The sequence below is a fragment of the Pararhizobium antarcticum genome (genome assembly GCF_001885585.1).
GTDB classification, from domain to species: domain Bacteria; phylum Pseudomonadota; class Alphaproteobacteria; order Rhizobiales; family Rhizobiaceae; genus Pararhizobium; species Pararhizobium antarcticum.
Map to the genome: position 1 here is coordinate 19,767 of NZ_LSRP01000086.1, position 16,118 is coordinate 35,884.

The 16,118-nt window shown below is 60.8% G+C and carries 14 protein-coding genes; 6 read left to right on the plus strand and 8 right to left on the minus strand.

The window, feature by feature from the left end:
• Positions 1–35: 35 nt before the first annotated feature.
• The 8 genes from AX760_RS13100 to AX760_RS13135 form a co-directional block, all read right to left on the minus strand.
• Positions 36–1,757 (minus strand): ABC transporter substrate-binding protein, encoded by a 1,722-nt coding sequence (locus tag AX760_RS13100; protein ID WP_071833339.1) that lies wholly within the window; start codon positions 1,755–1,757, stop codon positions 36–38.
• Between the two features lie 82 nt (positions 1,758–1,839).
• Positions 1,840–2,259 (minus strand): DUF2160 domain-containing protein, encoded by a 420-nt coding sequence (locus AX760_RS13105; protein ID WP_083531177.1) that lies wholly within the window; start codon positions 2,257–2,259, stop codon positions 1,840–1,842.
• Positions 2,259–3,098, minus strand: coding sequence for a carbohydrate ABC transporter permease (locus AX760_RS13110; protein ID WP_071833340.1), 840 nt, complete (start codon positions 3,096–3,098; stop codon positions 2,259–2,261). The genes AX760_RS13105 and AX760_RS13110 overlap by 1 nt, the downstream gene beginning before the upstream one ends.
• Before the next feature lie 21 nt (positions 3,099–3,119).
• Positions 3,120–3,986 (minus strand): carbohydrate ABC transporter permease, encoded by an 867-nt coding sequence (locus AX760_RS13115; protein WP_071833341.1) that lies wholly within the window; start codon positions 3,984–3,986, stop codon positions 3,120–3,122.
• Positions 3,987–3,988: 2 nt separating this feature from the next.
• The gene (locus AX760_RS13120) at positions 3,989–5,077 is read right to left on the minus strand and encodes an ABC transporter ATP-binding protein (RefSeq protein WP_071833342.1); all 1,089 of its coding nucleotides are present in this window, start codon (positions 5,075–5,077) and stop codon (positions 3,989–3,991) included.
• Positions 5,078–5,087: 10 nt separating this feature from the next.
• Entirely contained in the window at positions 5,088–6,182 is a 1,095-nt protein-coding gene (locus AX760_RS13125; RefSeq protein WP_071833343.1) for an ABC transporter ATP-binding protein, read from the minus strand.
• A gap of 48 nt (positions 6,183–6,230) precedes the next feature.
• The gene (glpD, locus tag AX760_RS13130) at positions 6,231–7,748 is read right to left on the minus strand and encodes a glycerol-3-phosphate dehydrogenase (RefSeq protein WP_071833344.1); all 1,518 of its coding nucleotides are present in this window, start codon (positions 7,746–7,748) and stop codon (positions 6,231–6,233) included.
• A gap of 127 nt (positions 7,749–7,875) precedes the next feature.
• On the minus strand, positions 7,876–8,646 hold the full coding sequence (locus tag AX760_RS13135) for a DeoR/GlpR family DNA-binding transcription regulator (RefSeq protein ID WP_071833371.1): 771 nt from the start codon (positions 8,644–8,646) through the stop codon (positions 7,876–7,878).
• Between the two features lie 170 nt (positions 8,647–8,816).
• Here AX760_RS13135 and AX760_RS13140 point away from each other — a divergent pair, with 170 nt between their 5' ends.
• The 6 genes from AX760_RS13140 to fdhF all read left to right on the plus strand — a co-directional run bounded on the left by AX760_RS13140 (position 8,817) and on the right by fdhF (position 15,884).
• Positions 8,817–9,602, plus strand: coding sequence for an SDR family NAD(P)-dependent oxidoreductase (locus AX760_RS13140; RefSeq protein WP_071833345.1), 786 nt, complete (start codon positions 8,817–8,819; stop codon positions 9,600–9,602).
• Entirely contained in the window at positions 9,599–10,501 is a 903-nt protein-coding gene (locus AX760_RS13145) for a LysR family transcriptional regulator (protein ID WP_071833346.1), read from the plus strand. Before AX760_RS13140 ends, AX760_RS13145 begins: the two co-directional genes overlap by 4 nt.
• Positions 10,502–10,724: 223 nt before the next feature.
• Positions 10,725–11,204, plus strand: coding sequence for a formate dehydrogenase subunit gamma (locus AX760_RS13150; RefSeq protein WP_071833347.1), 480 nt, complete (start codon positions 10,725–10,727; stop codon positions 11,202–11,204).
• Complete coding sequence (locus AX760_RS13155) at positions 11,201–12,757, plus strand: formate dehydrogenase beta subunit (protein ID WP_071833348.1); 1,557 nt, start codon at positions 11,201–11,203, stop codon at positions 12,755–12,757. The genes AX760_RS13150 and AX760_RS13155 overlap by 4 nt, the downstream gene beginning before the upstream one ends.
• On the plus strand, positions 12,754–13,008 hold the full coding sequence (locus tag AX760_RS13160; protein WP_071833349.1) for a hypothetical protein: 255 nt from the start codon (positions 12,754–12,756) through the stop codon (positions 13,006–13,008). The genes AX760_RS13155 and AX760_RS13160 overlap by 4 nt, the downstream gene beginning before the upstream one ends.
• Positions 13,005–15,884, plus strand: a complete 2,880-nt coding sequence (gene fdhF, locus AX760_RS13165; RefSeq protein ID WP_071833350.1) for a formate dehydrogenase subunit alpha — start codon at positions 13,005–13,007, stop codon at positions 15,882–15,884. Before AX760_RS13160 ends, fdhF begins: the two co-directional genes overlap by 4 nt.
• Positions 15,885–16,118: the final 234 nt, after the last annotated feature.

Below are 16,118 nucleotides of genomic sequence, written 5' to 3' on the forward strand. Positions count from 1 at the left end.
CTAGCCGTCCTGCAAGCAGGGGGATCGGAACTGGTTTATTTCTGCCAGCTCTTGACCAGTTCGTCGTAGTTGACGGTGATCGGCTGTTCTTTTTCGTTCTCGATCTTCAGCTGAGGCGCGAGGTTGCCGGCCTTGACGGCTTCCGCGTTCCAGTAGGCCAGATCATGCTCTTCGGCGAGCGCCGGGCCGATATCACCCTGAATGCCAGAGCGTTCGATACGCGACAGGACCTTTTCCTGTTCAGCGCAGAGCGAATCCATGGCTTCCTGGGCGGTCTTGGCGCCAGAAGATGCATCCCCGATTGCCTGCCACCAAAGCTGGGCCAGCTTCGGATAGTCAGGGATGTTGGTTCCGGTCGGCGACCACTGAACGCGGGCCGGCGAACGATAGAACTCGATCAGACCACCGAGTTTCGGTGCCCGGTCGGTGAAGGACTGGTGCTGGATCGTGCTTTCGCGGATCAGCGTCAGGCCAACCTGGCTCTTCTTCACATCGACAGTCTTCGAGGTCACGAACTGCGCATAGAGCCATGCGGCCTTGGCGCGGTCTTCAGGGGTCGACTTCATCAGCGTCCAGGAACCCACGTCCTGATAGCCGAGCTTCATGCCGTCTTTCCAGTAGACGCCGTGCGGGCTCGGAGCAAAACGCCACTTCGGCGTGCCGTCCGCATTGACGACGGCGAGGCCTTCCTTGACGAAGTCGGCCGTGAAGGCCGTGTAGGTGAACATCTGCTGTGCGACGTTACCCTGGGCCGGAACCGGTCCGGCTTCGCCGAAGGTCATGCCCTGTGCTTCCGGCGGTGCGTAGGCCTTCAACCAGTCCAGATACTTCTGGATGGAGTAGACCGATGCGGGGCCGTTGGTGTCACCGCCACGCGCAACGCAGGAACCGACAGGCTGGGACTTCTCGTTGACCTTGATGCCCCATTCGTCGACGGGCAGGCCGTTCGGAATGCCCTTGTCGCCGTTGCCGGCCATGGACAGCCAGGCGTCGGTGAAGCGCCAGCCGAGCGACGGGTCCTTCTTGCCATAATCCATATGGCCGAAGACCTTCTTGCCGTCGATTTCGCGACCGGTGAAGAATTCGGCGATGTCTTCGTAAGCAGACCAGTTGACGGGAACGCCGAGGTCATAGCCGTACTTCGCCTTGAAGTCCGCCTTGTTCTTCTCGTCGTTGAACCAGTCATAACGGAACCAGTAGAGGTTCGCGAACTGCTGGGTCGGAAGCTGGTAGAGCTTGCCGTCCGGCGCCGTCGTGAAGCTTGTTCCGATGAAGTCGGCCAGGTCCAGCGTCGGGCTGGTGACGTCCTTGCCTTCATTGGCCATGAAGTCGGTCAGGTTGCGCACCTGCTGGTAGCGCCAGTGGGTGCCGATCAGGTCCGAATCGTTGACATAGGCGTCGTAGATGTTCTCGCCGGTCTGCATCTGGGTCTGCAGCTTTTCAACCACGTCGCCTTCGCCGATCAGGTCGTGCGTCACCTTGATGCCGGTGATCGCCTCAAAGGCAGCAGCCAGCGTCTTGGATTCGTATTCATGCGTCGTCAGGGTTTCCGAAGCGACCTTGATTTCCATGCCGGTGAACGGCTTGGCGGCATCGACGAACCATTGCATTTCAGCTTCCTGGGCGGCGCGGTCGAGCGTCGAAACGTCGCCGATTTCCGCATCCAGGAATGTCTTGGCCTCATCCATGCCCGCGAATGCGGCCCCGGTGAATGCCAACAACATTGCTGCCGTTGTCGTGAGTAATTGCGTTCGCATCTTAATCCTCCTCTTAAGGGTTTGCGACTGCACGTCCGAGTGATCAAGGTTGCCCGGGATCACCCATTTCGTATCCCTTGTCTCAGACCAGTTTGAACACGCCGATGGCGTAGACGACCGAGAGAGCAAGGGCCCACCACAGGCTGGGGCCATCAAGCCCGAGCCATGCGAGATGAATGAAGGCGCTGCCGAGCAGCGAGATGAACAGCCGGTCGCCGCGCGTCGTTTCGAAGCGCAGGATGCCGACCCGCGGATTGCCACCTGGGCTGGCATATTCCCAGACGGCCATCAGCGACAGAAGTGCGAAGATCGTCAGGAAGAACATGGCGCCTGGAAAGGACCAGGCCATCCAGCCGCCGGGAACCAGCGGCGCAAACCAGTCGCGCACACCATCCTTGACCGGCAGGCTCATGACCAGCGTGGCTGTGGCGATGCCATAGACGGCAATCACGCCTGCCAGCGCCAGTGGCCAGCGGTTGCGACGTTGAGACAAAATGGCCATTACACCCTCCCCAGGGCAAAGCCCTTGGCGATATAGTTTCGCACGAAATAGATGACGATCGCGCCCGGAATGATGGTGAGCACGCCGGCTGCTGCAAGCACGCCCCAGTCCATACCCGAGGCAGAAACCGTGCGCGTCATGATGGCGGCGATCGGCTTGGCGTCGGTCGTCGTCAGTGTGCGGGCGATCAGAAGCTCCACCCAGGAAAACATGAAGCAGAAGAACGCGGCGACCCCGATGCCCGACGCGATGAGCGGAATGTAGATCTTGACGAAGAATTTCGGGAAGGAATAACCGTCGATATAGGCGGTTTCGTCGATCTCCTTCGGCACGCCCGACATAAAGCCTTCAAGGATCCAGACGGCCAGCGGCACGTTGAACAGGCAGTGGGCAAGCGCAACCGCGATATGCGTGTCGATCAGGCCGAAGGCCGAATAGAGCTGGAAGAAGGGCAGCGCGAAAACGGCCGGCGGCGCCATGCGGTTGGTCAAGAGCCAGAAGAACAGGTGCTTGTCGCCGAGGAAGCGGTAGCGCGAGAAGGCATAGGCTGCCGGCAGCGCCACCGAGACCGCGATGACCGTGTTCATCACCACGTAAATGATCGAGTTGATGTAACCCTTGTACCAGGACGGATCGGTGAAGATCACGGCATAGTTTCTGAGCGTCGGGTCGTGTGGATAGAGCGAGAAGGTCCCCGTGATCTCCGTATTGGTCTTGAAGCTCATGTTCACCAGCCAGTAGATCGGCAGGAGCAGGAACAGGATATAGAGCGTGGGCACGAGCCAGGAAAGCCTGACGCCGCCGGATGCCATTGGTGCAGATTGTGTTGCTGTGGTCATTGTCTTGTCCTCCCCCGGCCGTCAGGTCTGCGCATCGCTGTTGGTCATCACGGTGTAGAAGATCCATGACAGCAACAGGATGATCAGGAAGTAGATGAGCGAGAGTGCCGCTGCCGGACCGAGGTCGAACTGGCCGATAGCCGTCTTGACGAGATCGATCGACAGGAATGTCGTTGCATTGCCCGGACCGCCGCCGGTGATGACGAAAGGTTCGGTATAGATCATGAAACTGTCCATGAAGCGCAGCAGGAAGGCGATCAGGAGCACGCGTTTCATCTTCGGCAGCTGGATATAGCGGAACACCGCCCAGCGCGACGCGCCGTCGATCTTGGCCGCCTGGTAATAGGCATCCGGAATGGAGGCGAGACCGGCATAGCAGAGCAGCACGACAAGGCTCGTCCAGTGCCAGATGTCCATGACGATCAGCGTTACCCAGGCATCAAAGACATTGTTGACGTAGTTGTACTGGATGCCAAGCGCCGCCATTGTATAGCCGAGCAGGCCGATATCGACGCGCCCGAAGACCTGCCAGATGGTGCCCACGACGTTCCACGGAATCAGCAGCGGCAAGGCCATCAGCACGAGGCAGACCGGCACGCCAAGGCCTTTTTTCGGCATGTTGAGCGCAATCAGGATGCCGAGCGGTATCTCGATGGCCAGGATGATGCCGGAGAACAGCAGGTTGCGCTGCAGCGCATCCCAGAAGCGATCGGACTGCAGCACGTCGGTGAACCAGTCGGTGCCGGCCCAGAAGAATGCATTGTTGCCGAAAGTGTCCTGTACCGAATAGTTGACGACGGTCATCAGCGGGATCACCGCCGAGAAGGCGACCAGCACCAGCACCGGCAGAACCATGAACCAGGCTTTGTTGTTCCAGGTCTTCTGCATGATCAGGCTCCCCCCCCAACCCGTGACGTGTCGGGCACGCGCCAGCTATCGGCGTAGATGTTGATGGCGGCCTGATCGAAGGTGACGCGCGGATCGGATGGAATATCTCCGTCCTCGTGGACGACGATGGCGATCGGCTTGTCCGCGAACTGCGCCCGGACAATTTTCTGGCGGCCGATATCCTCGACCTTGGAAATCGTCACCGGCATGCCCTCGCGGCCAAGCCTGATGAATTCCGGGCGAATGCCGAGCTCGGTCCTGGCGCCGCTCGCGATCTTCGGCGCAAAGCCGAGATTGATTGTCTGGCCGCCCAGATGGACCGCGCTTCCCTCGACCGTGGCCGGCAGCACGTTCATGCCCGGTGACCCGATGAAATAACCGACGAAGGTGTGGCTCGGCCGCTCGAAGAGTTCGGCTGGCGTTCCGATCTGGACGATTTCGCCGTCATACATGACGACGACCTTGTCGGCGAAGGTCAGCGCTTCGGTCTGGTCGTGCGTGACATAGACCATGGTGAAGCCGAACTGTTTGTGCAGGCGCTTCAGCTGAGAGCGCAGCACCCACTTCATGTGCGGATCGATGACCGTCAACGGCTCGTCGAACAGGATGGCGCTGACATCGGAGCGAACCAGGCCGCGACCAAGCGAAATTTTCTGCTTCTGGTCGGCGGTCAGGCCTTGTGCCTTTTTCCGCGACCAGTCCGACAGGCCGATCATCTCGATGATCTCCTTGACCCGGCGATCGACCTCGGTTTCGGGAACGCGGCGATTGCGCAGCGGGAAGGCCAGATTGTCGTAGACCGTCATCGTGTCGTATATGACCGGGAACTGGAACACCTGCGCGATGTTGCGGTCCTGGGTCGACAGATTGGTGACATCCTTGCCGTCGAACAGGATCCTGCCCTCGGAGGGCTGCAAAAGGCCGGAAATGATGTTGAGCAGCGTGGTCTTGCCGCAGCCGGAGGGCCCTAGCAGGGCGTAGGCGCCGCCGTCGTTCCACTCATGATGCACTTCCTTTAGCGAATAATCGGAAGGTTTCTTGGGATTGGGGCCATAGGCGTGGCGGATATGCTCGAGATTGATGCGTGCCATGATTTTCTCCTCACGCTCCCCGCGCAGAATGGCCATCGGCCGAACCGCCGATCGCACGACCGTCGGATCCAAAGACCATGAGATGGCGGGTATCGACGAAAAGCTCGACCGCCGTATCCGGTTCGATGTCGTGAATGCCGTGTTCCAGCATGACCCAGCGCGAGCCGGCGGAATCGACGTGGATGAAGCTTTCCGATCCGGCGATCTCGGCAATGATGATCTTTGCCGGCAGCGTGGCGGAGGTTTCGTGCGGGCGCGTCAGCGACAGATGGTGCGGGTGGAAGGCGACAGTGCACGGACCATCTGCCATCGACGCCAGATGCGCCGGGACCGGCAGCACGGTCACGCCGTCGCGCTGAAAACCGGCGCCGGATTTTATGAGGTCGATGGTGTTCAGCGGCGGATCCGCAAAGGTCCGCGCGGTGACAAGATCCGTTGGCCGGCGGTAGATATCGATTGTCGTGCCGAACTGGCTGATCCGGCCCTGGTTCAGGGCCGCGGTGCTGCCGCCGAGCAGCAAAGCTTCACCCGGTTCGGTCGTCGCATAGACGAAGATCGAGCCGGATGCGGCAAACAGCTTTGGCAGTTCTTCGCGCAGTTCCTCGCGCAGCTTGTAGTCGAGATTGGCGAGCGGTTCGTCGAGCAGCACGAGGCTTGCATTCTTGACGATGGCGCGGGCAAGGGCCGTGCGCTGCTGCTGGCCGCCGGACAGGTTGAGCGGCGTGCGCTCGAGAAACGGTGTCAGCTTCATCAACTCGGCCGCCTTGCGGACTTCGCGGTCGATCGTCGCCTTGTCCTTGCCGGAAATGCGCATCGGCGATGCGATGTTCTCATAGACAGTCATGGCGGGATAGTTGATGAACTGCTGATAGACCATGGCGACGCTGCGATCCTGAACGCGCATGCCGGTCACATCCTTGCCGTCGAAATGCACGGAGCCCGTCGTCGGCTTGTCGAGGCCGGCCATCAGCCGCATCAGCGACGTCTTGCCTGAGAGCGTCGGGCCCAGAAGGACATTGAGCGAGCCCCGCTCCAGCACAAGGTTGGTGGGGTGAATATGCGTGTCCGCACCCACAACCTTGGTTATGTTTTTCAGTTCCAGCATTCCTAAAGCTTCCTCCCAGCCATGGACAGCATCATGCGCACATCACACTCAAGCGACGTTGCGTATCGTCTCCCGCATGTAGTCCTCCAGACCGTCGGCCTCTGCCGGGGTCAATTTCAATCCGAGCTTGGTCCGGCGCCAGAGAATATCGTCGGCATGCCGCGCCCATTCCTGCGCCATCAGCCACTGGACCTCGACTTCGTAGAGATCGGATCCGAAATTCCGGCCCAGGTCAGCGGTCGTTGTCGCGCTTCCCAAAAGGGCGGTTGCGAGCGTACCGTAGAGGCGCACGAGCCGGCGGGCATGGCGTTCGCTCAGGAAGGCGAAGCCGCTCTTCAATTTTGCCACTTCGGCCTCGTAGCCGGTTGCCGGAAAATCGCCGCCCGGCAGCTTGCTCTTCGCGGTCCAGGGCGCACCCTTTTCGCCGATCGATTCGGCAATCTTTTCCAGCGCATGTTCGCCAAGCCGGCGATAGGTGGTCAGCTTGCCGCCAAAGACATTGAGCAGCGGGGGCTCGCCCGGCTCGCCTTCGACCTTCAGCACGTAGTCGCGCGTCGCTTCCTGGGCCTTGGTTGCGCCATCATCGAACAGCGGGCGGGCGCCGGAATAGGTCCAGACGATGTCGTCGGGCGTCACCGGTTCGGCAAAATATTCGCTTGCCGCGTCACAGAGATAGTTGATTTCCTCCTCCGTGATGCGAATGTTCTTCGGGTCCTCGGTATAATCGCGATCCGTGGTTCCGATCAGCGTGTAGTCGGTCTCGTAGGGAATGGCGAAGATGATGCGGCCGTCGGGGTTCTGGAAGAAATAGGCGCGCGGGTCGTCGAACTTCTTCTTGACGACGATATGGCTGCCCTGCACCAGGCGGACATTGTGAACCTGGTTCTTCCCGAATGTGTTGGACAGCACCACGTCGACCCAGGGGCCGGCGGCGTTGATCAGCATGCGGGCCCTGAAGCTCTGCATGGTGCCGGTCGCCTTGTCCTGAACGTCGATCTTCCACAGCCCGTTTTCGCGGCGCGCCGAAGTGACGCGGCTGCGGCTCATGATCGTCGCACCCCGATTGGCGGCGTCGCGGGCGTTGAGCACCACCATGCGTGCATCGTCGACCCAGCCGTCGGAATATTCGAAGGCCTTGGTGAAGAGTGCCTTGAGCGGCTTTGCAGCGGGATCGCGTCGCATGTCGAGCGTGCGTGTCGCCGGCAGCAGCTTTCGTCCGCCGATATGATCGTAGAGAAAGAGGCCGAGGCGAATGAGCCAGGCCGGACGAATGCCGCCCTTGTGGAAGGGCAGGACAAAACGCATCGGCCAGATGATGTGCGGCGCCATCGCCCAGAGCACTTCGCGCTCCATCAGCGATTCGCGCACCAGCCGGAACTCGTAATGTTCGAGATACCGCAGGCCGCCATGGATGAGTTTGGTTGCACCAGAGGAGGTGCCGGAGGCAAAGTCGTTCATCTCTGCGAGCGCCACAGAGTAGCCACGCCCGACCGCATCGCGTGCAATGCCGCATCCATTGATGCCGCCACCGATCACGAAGATGTCGTGTGTATTCTGCTCAGGCACTGCATCCCCCTCCAGGAACTTTTCGCATCGCACAACACTGCGCAGATGCGAAAGTAAAACAAGTTAAAACGAAAATCTTTCGAATGTCAAACGAATGTTGAAAGAAATCCCGCTGTGAGTCTGAGGGTCAGGAGGCGGCGTTTGTCTCGATCAGGCGCACGTCCTGCTCAACGCAGATGGTGCGAACCGTCTCGAGCGGGCAATGGTCGGTGATGAAGGTATGGACCTGGGAAATATGGCCGATACGAACAGGCGCGGTGCGTTCGAATTTGGTCGAATCCGAAACCAGAATGACGTGGCGCGCATTGGCGATGATCGCCTGCGCCACCTTCACTTCGCGATAGTCAAAGTCGAGGAGGGCGCCGTCCTGGTCGATCGCCGAGGCGCCGATGACGGCGTAGTCGACCTTGAACTGGCGGATGAAATCGACGGCGGCTTCACCGACGATGCCGCCGTCGGCGCCGCGCACGACGCCGCCGGCAATCACCACCTCGATCGAGGGGAAAACCCGCAAGCGATTGGCGACATTGATGTTGTTGGTGATGACCATCAATTCCTTGTGGTCGAGCAACGCCTCGCCGACGGCTTCCGTCGTGGTGCCGATATTGATGAAAAGCGAGGAATTGTCGGGGATGAGCGCGGCGGCGGCCTGGCCGATCGTCTGCTTTTCGATGGCCGCGATCGACCGTCGGGCCTCATACTTGACGTTTTCATTGCCGCTCGGAAACAAGGCCCCCCCATGGATGCGGGTCAGCACGCGCCCGTCGCAAAGGTCGTTCAGATCCTTGCGAATGGTCTGCGGCGTCACGGAAAAGCGGCTCGCCAGCTCGTCCACGAGCACGCGGCCCTCCGATTTGGCCAGCTCCAGAATTTCCGCCTGCCGTCCTGTCAGATACATGGATGCCTCCCCGACATTTTCGTTTTTTTTCATAATATGCAAAAACGAAAGCAGCGCAATTTCATAAACGCGTTCGAATCAGAAGATCCGAATGCAGGGCGGCGCTGCGTGGCCGTTGCAATTTCCGGCGGTATACGACAGCCTGCCGTTTCACCTGGGGAGGTTTTCAGATGTTTCACCCGTCCTTGTTCAAGGGAACGAATGTTGTTGTCACCGGCGCCGGCCGCGGGATCGGTCTGGAAGTGGCGCGGCAGTTCCTGGATTGCGGTGCGCGGGTGTTCCTGCATGCCGGTCGCAAATCGTCGATGGACAGGCCGTCCGAGGACATTCCGGATTTTCTCGAGACGGCCATGGAGGAAGGCCGGGCCTTTGTCGCCCATGCCGATTTTCTCAGCCCCGGCGGTGTCGATGCGCTGTCTGAAGAGATCCGGTCGAGGTTTGCCAGCGTCGATGTGCTGGTCAACAATGCCGGCACGATGGTTGGCCGTTTTCCGGCCGGCGAGCTGACGGATGCGCAATATCAGACGGTGGTGCAGCTCAACCAGACCGCCGTTGTCGAGACGACGCGGGCACTCCTGCCGCTGTTGCGCAAGGGCACGCATGCATCCATCGTCAACACCGTGTCGATTTCGGCGCTGACCGGCGGCAGCCCGGGTTCGGCGATCTATTCGGCGTCCAAAGCTTTCGTCTCGACCTATTCCAAGGCGCTTGCCCGCGAACTGGCGCCGGAGGGGATCCGGGTCAACTGCGTCTCGCCCGGCACCATCACCACAGACTTCCATGCGCGTTATTCTTCGCCTGAAAAACTGGAGGGCACGCGCAAGACCATCCCCCTGCAGCGCCTCGGTACGGCGGAGGACTGCGCGCCCGCTTATCTCTTCCTCGCGGCCCATGCGCTGTCAGGCTACATCACGGGCCAGGTACTGGAGGTGAATGGCGGGCAGCTGATCGTATGATCGACAAGCTGGAGTTCTTCATCGCGCTGGCGCGGGAACGGCATTTCGGCCGGGCCGCGGAAGCCTGCGGCATCACTCAGCCGACATTGTCGGCGGCGATCCGGCAACTGGAAGATCAGCTCGGTGTCATGCTCGTCAGCCGCGGGTCGCGCTTTCAGGGGTTAACGCCCGAGGGCCAACGCGTGCTCGAATGGGCACGCAGGATCGTCGGCGATGCCCGCACCATGCGCGAGGAGATGCGCGCCGCGCGCACCGGTCTTTCCGGCCATATCCGGCTGGCGGCGATCCCGACGACGCTGGCCATGGTGCCGATGATTACCGCACCGTTTCAGGAAAAACATCCTGATGTCACCTTCTCTGTGCTGTCCACCACCTCGCTGAAAATCCTCAGCCTGCTTGAGAACCTCGAGATCGATGCTGGGCTGACCTATCTGGAAAACGAACCGCTCGGCCGCGTCACCAGTGTGCCCCTGCAGGTCGAGCGCTATCATCTGGTGACCGCCATCGGGTCCGAGCTGGCAGACCGGAAAAGCGTTTCCTGGAAGGAGGTCGGCAACGTTCGGCTTTGTCTATTGACGGCCGATATGCAGAACAGGCGGATTATAAACCAGCATTTTGCGGAGGCCGGCGTGACGGTCTCGCCGACGCTGGAATCCAACTCGATGATCGTGCTTTTCTCGCATGTTCGCACCGGCCGTTGGGCCAGCATCATGCCGCTCAATGTGGCAAAATCCTTTGGATTTCATGAGGATATCAGAACGATTCCGATCGTCGAACCCGATGCGCATCATACGGTGGGGCTGGTTGCGACCTACCGCGAACCGTTCACGCCGCTGGTCTCCGCACTTCTGCATGAGGCCCGTATTCAGGCCGAGGCGACGCTTGCATCTCGGGTTTGATAGGTTTTTTCTATCAGGCGACGAATGTGCTGTATTGACCCTGTCTGCCATGACTGCGAAGCTCTTGAAATCAAGCGAAAGACTGCGTTTGCGGTCTTTCTGGCATGGCCATGTGCAGAGGTTCTGGAGGAGCGCTGCATCTGGGTCGGGAGTGTATTCGGCATCGTCATCTGCGTCTTCTTGTGTCTGAGGCGAATGGTCGTGCCGTGCGGGAGGTCTTGTTATGAATTTGCATTTTGCGAGCCGTGATATCGGCGCGCGCACCCTCGAAATCGTCGACGAGATGAAGGCGCTCGAGGGGCCTTTGCTGCCGATCCTGCATGCTGTCCAGGCCGAATTCGGCTATGTGCCGCCGGAGGCCATGCCGGTGATTGCCCGCGCCCTCAACCTGTCGCGCGCCGAAGTGCACGGTGTCGTAACCTTCTATCACGATTACCGCGACCATCCGGCCGGCCGTCATGTGCTGAAGCTGTGCCGGGCCGAGGCCTGCCAGTCGATGGGCGGCATGGCGCTGGAAGAGACGGTCAAGAAGCTGCTCGGTATCGATTTCCACCAGACGACGCTGGATGGCACGGTGACACTCGAGCCGGTCTACTGTCTCGGGCTCTGTTCCACCGCACCCGCCGCCATGCTGGACGGTGAGGTGCACGGAAGGCTGGATGCTGCCGCTGTCGCCGAACTGGTCGCGGAGGCACGCGCATGACCGTGAAACTCTATATCCCCCGCGATTCCGCTGCGCTTTCCGTTGGTGCCGAAAAGGTCGCCAGAGCGTTTGCCTCGGAAATTTCAGCCCGCTCGCTGGATGCGACGATCGTCCGCAATGGTTCGCGCGGCCTGTTCTGGCTGGAGCCGATGATCGAGGTCGAGACGGCCCAGGGTCGTGTTGCCTACGGTCCGGTCAAGCCGTCCGATGTTGCCTCCCTCTTTGATGGCGGCCTGATGACGGGTGCGAACCATGCACTCTGTCTCGGCAAGACCGAGGACCTGCCGTTTCTGAAAAACCAGACGCGTCTGACCTTTGCTCGCTGTGGCGTCATCGACCCGCTATCGCTTGACGATTACAAGGCGCATGGCGGTCTCACCGGGCTGACGAACGCCGTGGCTATGGCGCCTGCCGACATCGTGGTGCAGGTGACTGAGAGCGGTCTTCGCGGCCGTGGCGGCGCGGGCTTTCCGACCGGGATCAAGTGGAAGACGGTTCTCGATACAGCCGGCGACCGCAAATACATCGTCTGCAATGCCGACGAGGGCGACAGCGGGACTTTTGCCGACAGGATGATCATGGAGGGCGATCCCTTCGTCTTGATCGAGGGCATGGTGATATCAGGCATCGCGACCGGCGCGCGCAAGGGTTTCGTCTATCTGCGCTCGGAATATCCGCATGCGATCGCAACGATGACGCAGGCCGTCGAGATTGCCCGCACGGCCGGCATTCTCGGTGCATCCGTGCTTGGCTCGGCACATGTCTTTGACATGGAAATTCGCACCGGCGCCGGTGCTTATGTCTGCGGCGAGGAAACGGCGCTTCTCAACAGCCTCGAAGGCAAGCGCGGCATTGTGCGCGCCAAGCCGCCGCTGCCGGCGCACAAAGGTCTGTTCAACTGTCCGACCGTGATCAACAACGTGATCTCGCTGGCCTCCGTGCCTGTGATCATGGACAAGGGAGCTGCGTTCTACAAGGATTTCGGCATGGGCCGCTCGCGCGGCACGATCCCGATCCAGATCGCCGGCAACGTCAAGCAAGGTGGTCTCTATGAGACGGCTTTCGGCCTGACGCTCGGCGAAATCATCGATACGATCGGGGGCGGTACGGCAACCGGCCGTCCGGTCAAGGCCGTGCAGGTCGGTGGTCCGCTCGGCGCCTATTTCCCGCGTGCGCTGTTCGATACGCCGTTCGACTACGAGGCATTTGCTGCGAAGAATGGCCTGATCGGTCATGCCGGCATCGTTGTCTTCGACGATACGGCCGACATGCTGAAACAGGCGCGTTTTGCCATGGAATTCTGCGCTGTCGAAAGCTGCGGCAAGTGCACGCCCTGCCGCATCGGCTCGACGCGCGGCGTTGAAACCGCCGACAAGATTGCCATGGGCATCGAGCCCGAGAAGAACAAGGCGCTGCTCACCGACCTCTGCAACACCATGAAGTTCGGCTCGCTCTGCGCGCTTGGCGGTTTCACGCCCTATCCCGTGATGAGTGCCATGAACCATTTCCCGGACGATTTTGCGCCGGCACCTCTGGTAGAGGCGGCGGAATGATGGAGTTCGGCGGGAGAAAATTCGAGTCTGTGCGGGGCAGCGATGTCGAACGCGACGGGATGTATATCGAAGTGAGCGAGAAAATCGGAAACCAACAGCGCGTGATGCTTGAAGTCTTCTATTCGGACGAAGACAACCGGATGACATTCACGGCCTTCGAAAAGGACCTGCCCTTCGAACTTATCGAACAGGTTGCGCAAACGGCGCGCGAGAGACTGACCCCGGTTACAACAATGGGAGCGACACGATGAGCATGGTTCCTGAAATCGACTTTGGTACCCCTGCATCGCGCGCCGAAAAGATGGTGACGCTGACGATCGACGGCAATGAGATCAGCGTGCCCGAGGGCACCTCGATCATGCGCGCGTCGATGGAGGCCGGCATCCAGGTGCCAAAACTCTGTGCCACCGACATGGTCGATGCTTTCGGCTCCTGCCGTCTCTGTCTGATCGAGATCGAAGGCCGCAACGGCACGCCGGCCTCCTGCACCACGCCTGTGGCACCCGGCATCGTCGTGCACACGCAGACCTCGCGCCTCAAGGATATCCGCAAGGGCGTGATGGAGCTTTATATTTCCGACCACCCGCTCGATTGCCTGACCTGCGCGGCCAATGGCGACTGCGAATTGCAGGACATGGCCGGTGCGGTCGGCCTGCGTGATGTGCGCTATGGTTATGAAGGCGACAACCACGTCAAGGTGCGCGGCACGGATGGCATGAACGCCAAGTGGATGCCGAAGGACGAGAGCAACCCGTACTTCACCTATGATCCGTCCAAGTGCATCGTCTGCTCGCGCTGCGTGCGTGCCTGCGAAGAGGTTCAGGGCACCTTTGCGCTGACCATCGAGGGGCGTGGTTTCGGCTCCCGCGTTTCGGCCGGCATGCATGAAAGCTTCCTGGAATCGGAATGTGTCTCCTGCGGCGCCTGCGTGCAGGCCTGTCCGACCGCGACGCTGACGGAAAAATCGGTGATCGCGATCGGCCAGCCCGAACATTCTGTTGTCACCACCTGCGCCTATTGCGGTGTCGGCTGTTCGTTCAAGGCCGAAATGCGCGGCGAGGAACTGGTGCGCATGGTGCCGTGGAAAGACGGCCAGGCCAATCGCGGCCATTCCTGCGTCAAGGGGCGTTTTGCTTACGGATACTCGACCCACAAGGAGCGCATCCTCAACCCGATGATCCGCGAAAAGATCACCGATCCCTGGCGTGAAGTCTCCTGGGAAGAGGCTTTTGCCCATACGGCGTCTGAGTTTCGCCGCATCCAGTACCAGTATGGCCGCGAATCGATCGGTGGCATCACATCGTCGCGCTGCACCAACGAGGAAACCTATCTCGTCCAGAAGCTGATCCGCGCCGGTTTCGGCAACAACAATGTCGATACCTGCGCCCGCGTCTGCCATTCGCCGACCGGCTATGGTCTTGGCGCCACCTTCGGCACCTCGGCCGGGACGCAGAATTTCGATTCGGTCGAGCATACGGATGTCGTCATCATCATTGGCGCCAATCCGACGGACGGCCACCCGGTTTTTGCCTCGCGGCTGAAGAAGCGGCTGCGCCAGGGCGCCAAGCTGATCGTCATCGATCCGCGCCGCACCGACATGGTTTCGTCGCCGCACATCAAGGCCGCGCATCACCTGCCGCTGAAGCCGGGCACCAACGTTGCCGTCATGACGGCGCTGGCGCATGTCATCGTCACCGAGGGCTTGGCCGACGAGCAGTTCATCCGCGAGCGCTGCGACTGGTCCGAATTCGAGGACTGGGCCGGCTTCGTATCCTTGCCCGAGCACAGCCCCGAAGCGATCGAAGCTTTCTCCGGCGTGTCTGCGGAAGAGCTTCGCGGTGCCGCCCGGCTGTTTGCCACCGGCGGCAATGGTGCGATCTATTACGGTCTCGGCGTCACCGAGCACAGCCAGGGCTCGACGACGGTCATCGCGATTGCCAATCTGGCCATGGTCACCGGCAATATCGGCCGTCCCGGCGTCGGCGTGAACCCGCTGCGTGGTCAGAACAATGTGCAGGGCGCCTGCGACATGGGCTCGTTCCCGCACGAACTTCCGGGCTACCGCCACGTTTCCGACGATGCGACGCGCGAGACCTTCGAAAAGCTCTGGGGCGTGACGATTTCCAACGAACCGGGCCTGCGCATTCCCAATATGCTGGATGCCGCCGTCGACGGGTCGTTCAAGGGCATCTACATCCAGGGCGAGGATATTCTGCAGTCCGATCCCGATACCAAACATGTGCAGGCGGGCCTCGCCGCGATGGAATGCGTCGTCGTGCAGGACCTGTTCCTGAACGAGACGGCGAATTATGCCCACGTCTTCCTGCCGGGCTCGACCTTCCTCGAAAAGGACGGCACGTTCACCAATGCCGAGCGCCGCATCAACCGCGTGCGCCGGGTGATGACGCCGCGCAACGGCTTTGCCGACTGGGAAGTAACGCAGAAGCTCGCCCAGACGATGGGTCTGAACTGGGCCTACAGCCATCCGTCCGAAGTCATGGACGAGATCGCGGCGACGACGCCGAGCTTTGCCAAGGTGTCCTACGAGTACCTGGAAAAGATGGGTTCGGTGCAGTGGCCCTGCAACGAGAAGGCGCCGCTCGGTTCGCCGATCATGCATATCGATGGTTTCGTGCGCGGCAAGGGCAAGTTCATCCGCACCGAATATGTCGCGACCGATGAGAAGACCGGCCCGCGCTTCCCGCTGCTTTTGACCACCGGCCGTATTCTCAGCCAGTACAATGTCGGGGCACAGACGCGGCGCACCGAAAATGTCGTCTGGCATGAGGAGGACCGGCTGGAGATCCATCCGCATGACGCCGAAGTGCGCGGCGTGCGCGATGGTGACTGGGTGCGGTTGTCGAGCCGTTCCGGTGACACGACGCTCAGGGCGCTGATCACCGACCGGGTCGCCACCGGGGTGGTCTACACCACCTTCCACCACCCGACGACGCAGGCCAACGTGATTACCACCGACTTCTCCGACTGGGCGACTAACTGCCCGGAATACAAGGTCACGGCCGTGCAGATCTCGCCATCGAACGGCCCGTCGCAGTGGCAGATCGACTATGACGAACAGGCGCGCCATTCGCGCCGCATCGCCGGCAAGATGGAGGCTGCGGAGTAGGGGATGGCCGGAATTTGCTGTTTACCCCCCTCTGTCAAGTCAGGACCGGTCTTCTTTATGGGGAGAGGTCGGCTGAGGCATGTGCCGCCGGTATCCTCTTCTCCCCAGGGGGGAGAAGGTGCCCGAAGGGCGGATGAGGGGGTCGGCGAATGCCGTAATCAAAGATGACCACGGTTTCGTTGCGCAACGAAAAAATTTATGGTGCAGGGAAGGTGGCTTCGCCCCCCTCATCCG

Bases quoted from the DNA above. Each gene is read 5' to 3' on its own strand.
- AX760_RS13110 (WP_071833340.1), bottom strand. From the start codon at position 3,098: ATGACCACAGCAACACAATCTGCACCAATGGCATCCGGCGGCGTCAGG.
- AX760_RS13125 (WP_071833343.1), bottom strand. From the start codon at position 6,182: ATGCTGGAACTGAAAAACATAACCAAGGTTGTGGGTGCGGACACGCAT.
- AX760_RS13135 (WP_071833371.1), bottom strand. From the start codon at position 8,646: ATGTATCTGACAGGACGGCAGGCGGAAATTCTGGAGCTGGCCAAATCG.
- AX760_RS13105 (WP_083531177.1), bottom strand. From the start codon at position 2,259: ATGGCCATTTTGTCTCAACGTCGCAACCGCTGGCCACTGGCGCTGGCA.
- AX760_RS13140 (WP_071833345.1), top strand. From the start codon at position 8,817: ATGTTTCACCCGTCCTTGTTCAAGGGAACGAATGTTGTTGTCACCGGC.
- AX760_RS13145 (WP_071833346.1), top strand. From the start codon at position 9,599: ATGATCGACAAGCTGGAGTTCTTCATCGCGCTGGCGCGGGAACGGCAT.
- AX760_RS13120 (WP_071833342.1), bottom strand. From the start codon at position 5,077: ATGGCACGCATCAATCTCGAGCATATCCGCCACGCCTATGGCCCCAAT.
- AX760_RS13155 (WP_071833348.1), top strand. From the start codon at position 11,201: ATGACCGTGAAACTCTATATCCCCCGCGATTCCGCTGCGCTTTCCGTT.
- AX760_RS13150 (WP_071833347.1), top strand. From the start codon at position 10,725: ATGAATTTGCATTTTGCGAGCCGTGATATCGGCGCGCGCACCCTCGAA.
- fdhF (WP_071833350.1), top strand. From the start codon at position 13,005: ATGAGCATGGTTCCTGAAATCGACTTTGGTACCCCTGCATCGCGCGCC.
- AX760_RS13100 (WP_071833339.1), bottom strand. From the start codon at position 1,757: ATGCGAACGCAATTACTCACGACAACGGCAGCAATGTTGTTGGCATTC.
- AX760_RS13160 (WP_071833349.1), top strand. From the start codon at position 12,754: ATGATGGAGTTCGGCGGGAGAAAATTCGAGTCTGTGCGGGGCAGCGAT.
- AX760_RS13115 (WP_071833341.1), bottom strand. From the start codon at position 3,986: ATGCAGAAGACCTGGAACAACAAAGCCTGGTTCATGGTTCTGCCGGTG.